General features: G+C 51.3%; 8 protein-coding genes. 1 reads left to right on the top strand and 7 read right to left on the bottom strand.

All coding sequences use genetic code 11. From position 1 onward, the window contains the following. Positions 1-219 precede the first annotated feature (219 nt). The 7 genes from HGO37_RS12625 to HGO37_RS12595 form a co-directional block, all read right to left on the bottom strand. Positions 220-1,506, bottom strand: a complete 1,287-nt coding sequence (locus HGO37_RS12625; RefSeq protein ID WP_250983577.1) for a flagellin N-terminal helical domain-containing protein — start codon at positions 1,504-1,506, stop codon at positions 220-222. A 416-nt stretch (positions 1,507-1,922) separates the two neighbouring features. After that, positions 1,923-2,846 carry a flagellin N-terminal helical domain-containing protein gene (locus tag HGO37_RS12620; RefSeq protein ID WP_192487007.1) on the bottom strand — a complete coding sequence of 308 codons (924 nt, stop codon included), beginning with the start codon at positions 2,844-2,846 and terminating at the stop codon, positions 1,923-1,925. A gap of 345 nt (positions 2,847-3,191) precedes the next feature. Next, positions 3,192-4,109 carry a flagellin N-terminal helical domain-containing protein gene (locus tag HGO37_RS12615; protein WP_192487006.1) on the bottom strand — a complete coding sequence of 306 codons (918 nt, stop codon included), beginning with the start codon at positions 4,107-4,109 and terminating at the stop codon, positions 3,192-3,194. A gap of 452 nt (positions 4,110-4,561) precedes the next feature. Further along, positions 4,562-5,182: a hypothetical protein gene (locus HGO37_RS12610; protein WP_250983576.1), complete on the bottom strand. Its 621-nt coding sequence runs from the start codon at positions 5,180-5,182 to the stop codon at positions 4,562-4,564. A 2-nt stretch (positions 5,183-5,184) separates the two neighbouring features. Continuing rightward, a complete protein-coding gene (locus tag HGO37_RS12605) occupies positions 5,185-7,452 on the bottom strand; it encodes a polysaccharide biosynthesis tyrosine autokinase (RefSeq protein ID WP_502941419.1) in 2,268 nt (755 codons plus the stop codon). A gap of 177 nt (positions 7,453-7,629) precedes the next feature. Next, positions 7,630-8,358 (bottom strand): hypothetical protein, encoded by a 729-nt coding sequence (locus HGO37_RS12600; RefSeq protein WP_250983574.1) that lies wholly within the window; start codon positions 8,356-8,358, stop codon positions 7,630-7,632. Positions 8,359-8,469: 111 nt separating this feature from the next. Next, on the bottom strand, positions 8,470-9,624 hold the full coding sequence (locus HGO37_RS12595; protein WP_502941414.1) for a polysaccharide biosynthesis/export family protein: 1,155 nt from the start codon (positions 9,622-9,624) through the stop codon (positions 8,470-8,472). 373 nt (positions 9,625-9,997) lie between these two features. Between HGO37_RS12595 and HGO37_RS12590 the strand changes: the two genes are divergently transcribed. Beyond that, a complete protein-coding gene (locus tag HGO37_RS12590) occupies positions 9,998-10,594 on the top strand; it encodes a transglutaminase-like cysteine peptidase (protein WP_250983572.1) in 597 nt (198 codons plus the stop codon). The last annotated feature ends 185 nt before the right edge of the window (positions 10,595-10,779 follow it).

The raw sequence follows: 10,779 nt of genomic DNA, 5'->3' as shown, positions 1-10,779 counted from the left end.
TCATGGCCATGAGTGTGGAGGCACAGTGCTGCCTCCAGAAGCCATGTTTTTTATGCGGTTGTGAAATCATTCCCGTCACCATGTTCGAAGATCGTCAATTCAAGCCTCTGCCTGGAAAAAAGCCGAGGATACTCACTCGAAACGCTAGAACTTCAAACTTGTGCGAGGATGAAGGAGCTCCCTCCTCGCCCTTAAAAATCACCGAACGCCAGCAAATACTTACTTGAAGAGCATCAGGATATTTTCAGCGTTGGAGTTCGCAATGGACAACGACTGGATACCAAGCTGCTGCTGGGTTTGAAGGGCTTTCAAGCGGGTGGATTCTTCGTTCATATCGGCGTCAACCAGACGACCGATACCCTTATCGATCACGTCCATTAGTGCCGACACGAAGTCGTCCTGCATGCTGATGCGGCTTTGCAGCGAACCGAGGCTGGATGCGGCGCTGGTCATGGCTTCTAGCTGGGTGTTCACGAACTGAACCATCACATCCAATGCTTCCGCATCGGTATAGCTTCCGCCTGTGACCATACCGTTCATGACGCCAGCAACCGAGTTGAGCTCGTTGATGTTAAGGGTCGTTACGGAGAACGAGAGCGAGCGGTCCGTCGCCAGAACCGGTGTCGCGCCAATATCGTAGTACCAGTCAGTGCCGGAGCCATCGGTATAGGCCACTTCAGTGCCGGCACCGGTAGACGGCGTACCGGCCATCTTGACCCAGCTGTTGGTCGCTACCTGATAATAGGTGTCCGTACCATCGCTGTAGATATTCGGATCAGTATTGGTATCCGGTGTTGCGGCATTGAGTGCTGCGATCTGTGTGTCGTTCAGCTTCTCGACAACGTAACCGGTTGTTGTCGTTGTGGTGCCTGCGGTGACCTTCACATTGACCTGCGCCTCGTTCGGGCCAACAAAGATCGCCTCCTTGTCCAGAATACCGAACTTGCCGCCGCTCAAATCGAACAGAACGGTCTTTGAATCGAGACTGTAATCAACGGTCGTAACTTCAACGCCACCTGATGATGTACGGATGAAAGACGCCACGATTTTTTTGACGATCGGCTCTTCGGCCGGCAGAGTGCCGCTATTGCCAATGCGCTCCTGGAGCCAGTTTTCACCGGAGAAGGACGCGGATTCGGAAATGCTCTTCAATTGCTCCTGCAACTGCTGCATTTCTTCCTGAATTTTCACGCGGTCGGCGCCAACGCTATAAGCAGCCACTAGCTTCTTCTTGATTTCCTTGACCACTTCAATGGCGCTCTCAAGCGCCTCATAGGCGGTATCAACCTTTGCTGCACCCAAGCCGAGCGCATCCTGCACAGCCGACAAGGCGCTGTTATCTGAGCGCATTGTGGTGGAGATTGACCAGTAGGCGGCGTTATCGGCTGCGGTTTCAACGCGGTATCCAGACGATACACGGCCTTGCGTTGTTTCCAGATTTCTGTCGATCATACGCAGGGTTTGCAGTGCTGCCATAGCGGCGGCATTCGTCATAATACTGGTCATAAATATGGCCTCGGTCGATATGCGTGGGAAATCCGGTTGCGAACCGGAAACGACCAGAGGGCATCATGCTCACCGCGGCGTAAACTCGCCAGGCGGCCTGTCGTTCGTTAACAAATCATTAACGAACAGGTAACAAACATCTGTGCCGTTATGCAAGCACTTGCCACATGCTAAATTGCACTTCCCGCGCGCATGGCAGGTTTCACGCAAGCTACATGGCATTTTCAAACGATTTCACCTGACTTAAGCGGCTCTTTCCATATCACACACGCCGGTCCTGGTGCCTCTTGGTCCGGTGGTCGTTAGTTTAATCGCCGCTGAAGATGCGAAAACCGCGCTCCTTGCGAAGCGCGGTTTCGTTTGCCTGTAACTGTTTTGCCAGGGCGGGACGAAGTCGTCCCCAGCCGGGACGCCGCTTACTGACGGAACAGTTGCAGGATGTTCTCTGCGGTGGAGTTGGCGATAGACAGAGCCTGAATACCCAGCTGCTGCTGTGTCTGCAGGGCCTTGAGACGCGTGGATTCTTCGTTCATGTCCGCATCGACCAAGCGGCCGATACCGCTGTCGATGGATTCCTTGAGGCGGTTTACAAATTCTTCCTGCAGGTCGATACGCATGGAGATCGAACCAAGTGCGGCCGCGGCACTGGTCATCGACTTCAGCACGCTCTCAACGTGGGTCAAAGCACCCGTCAGGTAATCGCCGGTGGTGCTTTCAACGTTCAGCGTATCGAGAGAGTAACCGACGGTGCCGATGGTCGATACCAGTCCAACCAGACCGGTTGTCGTCACGATTGCACCTGCAGTGTTGGTGCCGAACAGAACGTTACCCTGGGAAGATGTCGGGTCGAGGTAATAGCTGGTTGTTTTAACCGAAACATTGCCCGAGGAGTCGCGGATAAATCCGGTTACAACTGACTGCGTTCCAGCATTGCCAGCTACCCAGTTTTCGCCACTGAAAGACGCACCTTGTGCAATCGAGCGAAGCTGCTCTTGCAACTGGCGAATTTCTTCCTGGATCTTCGATTTGTCGACTGCGTTTTCGGTTGCAGCAACGACCTTCTTCTTGATTTCCTTAACGACGTCGATGGCGCTTTCCATTGCAGCGTAGGCGACGTCAACCTTGGCGGCGCCAAGACCAATTGCGTCGGATACGGCATCAAGAGCCATGTTGTCGGAACGCATGGTAGTCGCGATCGACCAGTAAGCGGCATTGTCTGCGGCTTCGCCAACACGCAAACCGGATGCGACACGCTCCTGCGCACCTTCAAGGTTCGTGTTGATACCACGCAGAGTCTGGAGTGCTGCCATTGCTGCGGTGTTTGTCAGAATGCTTGTCATTTTCGTTGCCCCTAAATTGGCTGATAAACAGGGACATTCCGGATTTCACCGGGAACAATGGAGCGGCTTGATGCCCGTTAACCATTTCTTCGTCTTGGTTAACCCATCGTTTCGATGTGGCCATTTAAGGAAGAAATGGTTAACAAAGGTTAAACGGTCGTTTACTAAAGTTAATAAAATCGTAAAAAATTGCTAGAGCAGTTGAAGTCGAAAAACCACGCGCTCGCGTGACAATATATTGTTTTATTAGAATAATTTTGAAATCGACAATGACTCCTCCAAAGAACCAATAAAAAAAGCCGCGCTTTTGGCGCGGCTTTCTTTTTGTGAGCGTTGCTCCGTTTATTAACGGAAGAGCGACAGAATGTTTTCCGAGTTGCTGTTTGCAATCGACAGCGACTGGATGCCGAGCTGCTGCTGTGTCTGCAGAGCCTTCAGGCGGGTAGATTCTTCGTTCATGTCAGCGTCAACCAGACGACCGATACCGCTTTCGATGGACTCGTTGAGCTTGGCAACGAATTCTTCCTGCAGGTCGATACGCATGGAGATCGAACCGAGGTCAGCAGCAGCGCTTGTCATCTGCTTCAGAGCGGTTTCAACGATATCCAGAGCGTTCTTCAGGTAGTCAGTTGCTGTGTTGGTAACATCCAGTTCGATAACCGAGAAGCCAACGCTGCCAACGGTCGTAACCTGACCGAGAATACCTGCTGTTGTTACCAGGCTGCCAGCTGTGTTGACGCCGAACAGAACGTTCGCATCCGTACCAGCGTTATTCAAAACATATTCGGTATGCTTGACGGTAACATTGTTGTTGCTGTCACGGACGAAGCCGGAAACAACAGACTGCGTGCCGGAGCCGATGACCCAGTTTTCGCCGCTGAAGGAAGCAGCTTCCGAAATCGACTTCAGCTGGTCCTGCAGCTGGTCAATTTCTTCCTGCACCTTCTTGCTGTCGACAGAGTTTTCCTGCGCAGTAACGAGCTTCTTCTTAATTTCCTTAACAACGTCGATGGCGGATTCCATCGCGGTGTAAGCGGTGTCAACCTTGGCGGCGCCCAGACCGAGTGCGTCGGAAACGGCGTCCAGAGCCATGTTGTCAGAACGCATGGTGGTCGCGATCGACCAGTAAGCGGCGTTGTCGGATGCTTCACCAACACGCAGGCCGGACGAAACGCGGCCCTGGGTTGTTTCCATGTTGGAATTGATGTTGCGGAGAGTTTCCAGCGCAGACATGGCTGCGATGTTTGTCAGAATGCTAGTCATTGGAAGTTGCCCCTTGAATTGGCTGATTTTAGGGAGGGGACATTCCGGGTACACACCGGTGAACAGCCGTCAGCATCATGCTTACTAACTTATTAATAAATATAGTTAACTGGCCGTTTCGTTGGCCACAGAAAACACCAATATGGTTAAAGAAAACCTAAGCGGATTTTAAAAAAGCGCTTCGGCAGAAAACACAGCATTCTGTTTGTGTGAAAGCAAACGCTGACATGCCTTTCACGCCAAGGCGTTACAGCCTTTGAGTGTATCTGCTATTTTTGGAGATTATTTTTTTGCGACCGCCTGCAGAGTAGCAAGACTTTGCTCTCTACACTTGGTGACACGCAGCGCCAGCCGGAGAAATTATCAAAATACAACGCGGCTCGAAAATCCCGTTCACGTGTCTAAAACTCAGCGAGATAATCACGGGTTTCGGTTTATACCCTAGTGTCAAACTACGAGGTTTTGGGGCACAAATCCGGTAACTGCTTCCGGACCAAGTTCCATCGACTACCGCAAACAGCATTTTTGTCAGCATTGTAGGCCGCGGCGGCTTTTTGTTGTAACTGCGCGGGAGCCGAATTCCACAGTGCAAACCGGCCGAGAATAATATTCTCCTCGGCTGGAGCGAGTTGTCGGGACAGCGATATCGAGTGCGCCAATTCGTCCAAATTTGACGTTCTGGCATAGCGAACCATTGCGAAACGTAACCAGACATTGCCATCAACAGGCAAACACTTCAGAGCATGACGGAGATATCGTTCGGCAAAAATCAAGCCGTTGGATCTGCTCGCAATTTCCTGCAATTGGTAGCGGTAGTCCAGATCCTTCAAAACGAGCGACATACCGGCCTTGACGATGTCAGAGCGGCATACATTGTCATCGACAATTTCTGAAAGACTGTCCATCGAAGCAAGCAGCGTTTCATTGGGAACGCTGCCATAGGTATCCACATCCTGCGCGATTGACAAAACATTCGCAAACCTGGAACTGTACCAAGTCTCCTTAAATGCATAGCTCAGCACCAATAAAGATGCCGCCATAACAATGGCGGCAGCAAAAATAGTCGCTCTCATAATCAGGTCTTTTCCTGGTAATATTCTGAGTAGCGCGAATAATAATATTCGGTCGAGCCGTAAGAGCGGTAAAGGTTCATCTTTTCCTGATCAACCTTATTCAGGATGACACCAAGGCACTTCTGGCGGATCAAAGGCTCAGTCTCGAGTGTCTGGCGTACGACACGCCGTGCCGTTTTGCCCCACTCTGCAACATAGACAAACCCATCGATACGGCTTGCCATGGCGCGTGCATCCACAACGGGCCCAAGAGGCGGTAGATCGATGATAATGTAGTCTGCACTGGAAGAAAGCGTGCTCAACAGCTTCCTCATCGCGACAGATGAGAGCAACTCAGAGGAATGCGGAACGCGATGCTTGACCACTGCTGGCAAGAAAGCCATACCTGTGCGGGCATTATAAAGGAAACAATCTTTCGGGCTCTTCCCGTCCAGCAGGGTTTCAAGAAGACCTTCCTGCGCGTGGCGACCAATGGCGCGCGTCGCACCTGGATTGCGCAAGTCGGCATCAATCAGGATAACACGGGATCCCTGGCTCGCCAGCAACTCCGCGAAATTGACTGAAACCGTGGACTTGCCCTCACCCGGCAACGTCGAAACAATACCTATGACCTTGCATTCCTTCTCAGAAATTCCAAGGTCAGCTGCAATCTTCGCGCTGCGAAGCGTCTCAGCGAACGATGATAGCGGATGGTCAATCACGTAATTGGTGACTTCAGTCGCCTTGCGAATACTGCGAGGATTGCTTTCCGTTGCGTTATCAACAACCCGCAGACCATCATTCATCAACGGAGCGATGCCAAGGAATTCAAGGCCAAGGATATCACGAACCTGCTCTCCCGTACGGAAGAACCGATCCCTGAATTCCCTGAATGCGCCAATACCAGCACCGATACCTGCACCCATTATACAAAATGCCGCCAGCAGAAGCATTTTGCGTGGTTGGCTTGGAGATGATGGCGGATTGGCACTTGAAATCACGCGTGCGTCGGTGACTGGGAACGACTGTTGCTGAACAGCTTCCTGGTAGCGCTGCAAGAATGTTTGGTAGAGATTCTTGTACGTCTCGGCCTCACGCTCCAGTTCGCGCAATTGAACCTGCGTTTCGTTGGCGACAGCGCTTACCCCAGTCGCCAACGAAACGCTATTTTGAAGAGAGGTTTCTCGTGCTTTTGCAATTGCGAGGTCACTCTTGTAGCTCTCAGCAATACGCCCCAATTCTTCAAACATCAAACGTCGATACTCTTCCATCTCTTTTCTGAGACGGATCGCCTGAATATGTTGTGCACCGAGACGAGAGGAAATTTCTGATTCAAGCTTGGATGCCGCAAGATACTTTTTGCGCATTTCGTTGACGATAGAACTATCCAGCGCGTCAGTTACAATAGCATCCGACTGCCCAGCGCTGATTACTTTTTGAATACCATCGAGTTTGGCAGCAGCTTTTGCAGAATCAGACTGTGCAACAATCAACGCACTATTCAACTCAGATAATTGCTGATCTGACACCAGCGAATTACCTGCAGTCACGAGGCCATTGGCCGATCTAAACTTCTGGACCGCCAAGTCCGTTTCCATCGCCTTCTGACGCAGTTCGTCAATTCGGTCCTGCAACCAAACACTTGCACGACGCGTGGCGTCATATTTTGAGTTCAATTTGTCTACGAGATATTCAGAAGCGATGCCGTTAGCCACCTTTGCCGCAAGTTCGGGAGATGGCGAGGTGTAGTTGATTTCAAGAACATAGGTCCGGCCTACACGTGTAACACGGATGTTCTTCAGTACTTTGCCGAGCGCGGAACGGCGCTTCGCCTCAATGGCAACGCTGTCTTCTGCGGCACTGGAAAACCACTGCGAAACGTTCACAACCGACCGGACAAAACGAACGACACTACCCAGGAGCGACGATTGATCCGCCATGAACTGAGCATCATTCGAAAGATCGAGTTTATCCACAACCGCCAATCCGATCGTTTCGGACTGTAACAATTCGACTTGACTGAGGACACTTGATTCATCGTCAAGCACGCTACCAATGGCAGATAACTGCTGGACCACCTGATTAGTATTGCGGTCCATGAGAACCTTGGCCGTCGCGGTATACAAAGGCACTGATGTTGTCGCGACGACAAGGCCGAGCAATGCGGCAAATGCTACACAAACTGCAACAACGATCCATTGACGACGCGCTGCGCCAAGCAATGCATCAATCTGAATGACATCGACACGGCCGTTGTCATCAACGTTCTCATGAGAAATGTTTTCTGAAATGTGTCTATTATGAAGCTGCAAACTTTCACCTCTGAAATACGATACTTCAGGATAATTCAGGCGACGAGAATACCATCCCTGACGTCTTAAAGCAGATGCCGAAAGTTCAAGGCCTAATTATGCCCCATCTTATAACTCGGCCTTTAACAGGCCAAAAGACGGGACATAATTTCAAATTTAGCCTGGGCTCACATCAACAACCGTCGTGGTATTGCCATCAGCAAAACCAGTTACGGTGCTGCCACCAGTTGGAGCAGTTGTCGAATTGGTCTGAGTGACCGGTGACGAGCCTTCGCCGAGACCACCAGTCCCGCCACCGACAGCACCTGCCGCACCACCAATTGCACCGCCGCCACCAGCGCCGGCACCACCTGCTCCTGCGCCACCGCCAGCTGCGGTCGCCGTGAAGTTATCAGAGAATGCCTGAGCGAGTAAACCAGCAGCACCTTCAACGCGAACACGGATCATTCGAGCAAGAGCTGCGTTGTTTGCGTTACTTGCCGCATTTGCAGCCAGCGCCAACCCGTCACCCACAGCTTCGGCAGATGGCGAATTCGCTTGGGCAAATGCAAGAACCTCGTCCACAATTGCACGCGTCGCGTCCGTTACTGTGGTTTCAGGTGGCAACAGCAGTGCAACCTGCTCTGCCATAGCTTCCTCTTGAACGCTTCCGCCAGCGATACCAGCCTGAATACGAGCGAGGAACGCACCGATAGCCTCGCCTTCCGCTCTTGAAACAGCAACTGGCGCCGGAGCACCCTGCTCAGCAGCAGGAGTATTAACTTGCTCAACTGCAGGAGCTTCAACTTGCGGTGCAGTTGCCTGAGCGATTGCCGAAGACTGCCCAGCCACTACAACGATGGCTGCAGCTGAGAGCAACCCAAGCATATGCTTGACAATAACCATGCAAATATCCCCGAAACAAATGGCTATAAGTATCTGTTTTCAATCCATCACACAGACGGACGATTAACGCAATATTAATAAAGAAAGCCTGACCGGCTTCCATTATTATGTTTAATTTTTAAGTGCCCGAACCGAAGTGCGGGTGGCAAGAACGTCACTCGAAACATCAGCTGCAGTTGCAGGTACAGAACCAACCAGATCAAGAACCTTGTACAGTTCGATTGCATCCGAATTGGTAACGTAGACAATGTCCTTGTCCTGCATCGGGAACTTCTGAACGGCAAAGAACGTGGCTGGATCTCTCAAGTTTGCCCGGAAGATCACAGGAACCTCGTCTTTGACGAACTTCGAAGTATCAAGGCCAAGCTTTACCAGCAGGTCGCGATTGACGACGCGGTACAGGAAGACCTGCGCCGGATCGGCTCTTGAATCCAGCAAGCCACCGGCCTTGCCGAGTGCATCAGACAATTTCAGTTCAGACTCTTCGAAATCGAAACGACCGTTCAGACCAGAAGCACCAAAGGCCATGAATGTACGACGTTCACGATCAACCATCACCACATCGCCGGGCATCACATAGATGTTTTCCTGCGGATGGCTGGTCAGATAGTCGTAATGAACCTTCGCAGAGCGACCATTACGAATAAGTGTGACATAAGATTCAATGCCCGGCGAACTCAAGCCCCCAGCTTCAGAGATCACGTCAAGAATACGCTCGCCAGCATCTGTCAGGTCAATTTTAGCTGCGGATTTGACATCCCCCAGAACGGAAACCTGCGCTGAGCGGCTACTGATCTTGTTGATCATGACCTGCGGCTCGATAGCACGGTTTGCCAGGCGCTCTTCGAGATCAGCTTGAACTTCTTCTACCGAGCGACCTGCTGCGCGTACACGGCCGGCGTATGGCACGCTCACGGTACCGTCGCGCGCAATCGTCTGGTTTGGAAGAGAAACATAGTTGCCTGGGCGGCTACCTGCGTCCTGTGGAATGAAAAGACCACCGGCTTGGGATTCAAAGACTGAGACTTGAACAACGTCGCCTACGCCAAGCGGCAGAGATGGAGGACCGCCGCGTCCACCGCCGAAGCCGGTCGCCATGCTACCACCCGTTGCACCACCGATATAACCAAGCACTCGGCTGTTGATTTCAATCAGCGCATAATCGATGCCTGCAACGCCCTTATTGCCACCCTTCTTGTCAGAGACAAGTTTGACGGATGCCTGAGATTCGATCGACCTAAAATCCGGCCCCGAAGAAGAGGTCACAGTGCAGCCAGAAAGAACTGCTGTGCTTAAAAGCAACACACTCGAAAAACGCATAATATAATCAAGTCCCTTTAAATCACAAACTCCATAAGCCACACGGCGTTATGGCGCAATACAGTAGGCTTAAAACAATAAACGCAGGCCTCTCCAACCCCTGGAAGCCGTCACATTTATATCACTCAATTTACCTGCCGAGCAGAAAATTCAATAAGCAAGCAAACTGTCGAGAATCCTTATGGCACTTATATGTCCAGATTGAGTAATTAAATTACAACCATTAAAATTTTAAATACACACTTAACTGGCCCGCAAAAACTACCTGATATCAAGCATCCAATAAAAACAATTCAGGTTGCAATGAAACGGGGCAAACATGCTTATCAAGAAAACAGCAACTGCAACATTCCTGTCTTTCGCTATGTTAATGACAGGTACCAGCAGCCTCGCTGCGGCACCCTTAAGTGGATTGGCGCGCAGCGCTGCACCGAAGCCGGATCAGCATATTTCGACCCGCCGCACAACCATTGCTCCATTTTCTTTCGCGAGTTTCTGCACAACCAACTCTGCAGATTGCGATGTTCAGGGCAGCGGTAAAAAGGTATCTTTGTCACCCGACAAGATGAGCCAGCTGAAAAACATCAATAGCAGCATCAACCGCGCCATAAAATACACGTCAGATCAAGATGATAATGACGCATGGGAGATTAATGTCACCCAAGGCGATTGCGAAGATTACGCACTGACAAAACGCCACAAACTGCTTGCTGCTGGCTGGCCCTCCGGCGCCCTGCGTATCGCGGTCGCTCGCCTGCCAAATGGCGTCGGCCATGCCGTACTTGTCGTGACAACAGACCAGGGTGACTATGTGCTCGACAACCGCACCAATGAAGTAAAGCCCTGGCACAGAGTCAATCTGAAGTGGCTGAAAATCCAGTCACCGGATTCACCGCGCAAGTGGCTCGCCATTTGAAATACGTGAAATTCCGTGACGATTGCGGCCCCGCATCGGGGCCGTTTTTATTTGAGTTGATCCTACCAGAAAAAATATACCAAAATGTCATTTTTTCTAATTATTCACCCAGCAGCACCATATGAGCTCAGGAGTTTGACGGCTGCGAACGCATGTTGTGGCAATAAACTGTGGTAGGCCATTCC

Source organism: Rhizobium sp. CG4 (assembly GCF_023701965.1).
Lineage (GTDB): Bacteria > Pseudomonadota > Alphaproteobacteria > Rhizobiales > Rhizobiaceae > Agrobacterium.
The sequence above is the reverse complement of the archived record's forward strand: the minus strand, read 5'-3'. Positions and strand labels throughout refer to the sequence as shown.

What these genes read in the sequence shown, in the direction of transcription:
- HGO37_RS12625 (WP_250983577.1), bottom strand. Translation starts at nt 1,506, where the DNA reads ATGACCAGTATTATGACGAATGCCGCCGCTATGGCAGCACTGCAAACC.
- HGO37_RS12620 (WP_192487007.1), bottom strand. Translation starts at nt 2,846, where the DNA reads ATGACAAGCATTCTGACAAACACCGCAGCAATGGCAGCACTCCAGACT.
- HGO37_RS12615 (WP_192487006.1), bottom strand. Translation starts at nt 4,109, where the DNA reads ATGACTAGCATTCTGACAAACATCGCAGCCATGTCTGCGCTGGAAACT.
- HGO37_RS12610 (WP_250983576.1), bottom strand. Translation starts at nt 5,182, where the DNA reads ATGAGAGCGACTATTTTTGCTGCCGCCATTGTTATGGCGGCATCTTTA.
- HGO37_RS12600 (WP_250983574.1), bottom strand. Translation starts at nt 8,358, where the DNA reads ATGGTTATTGTCAAGCATATGCTTGGGTTGCTCTCAGCTGCAGCCATC.
- HGO37_RS12590 (WP_250983572.1), top strand. Translation starts at nt 9,998, where the DNA reads ATGCTTATCAAGAAAACAGCAACTGCAACATTCCTGTCTTTCGCTATG.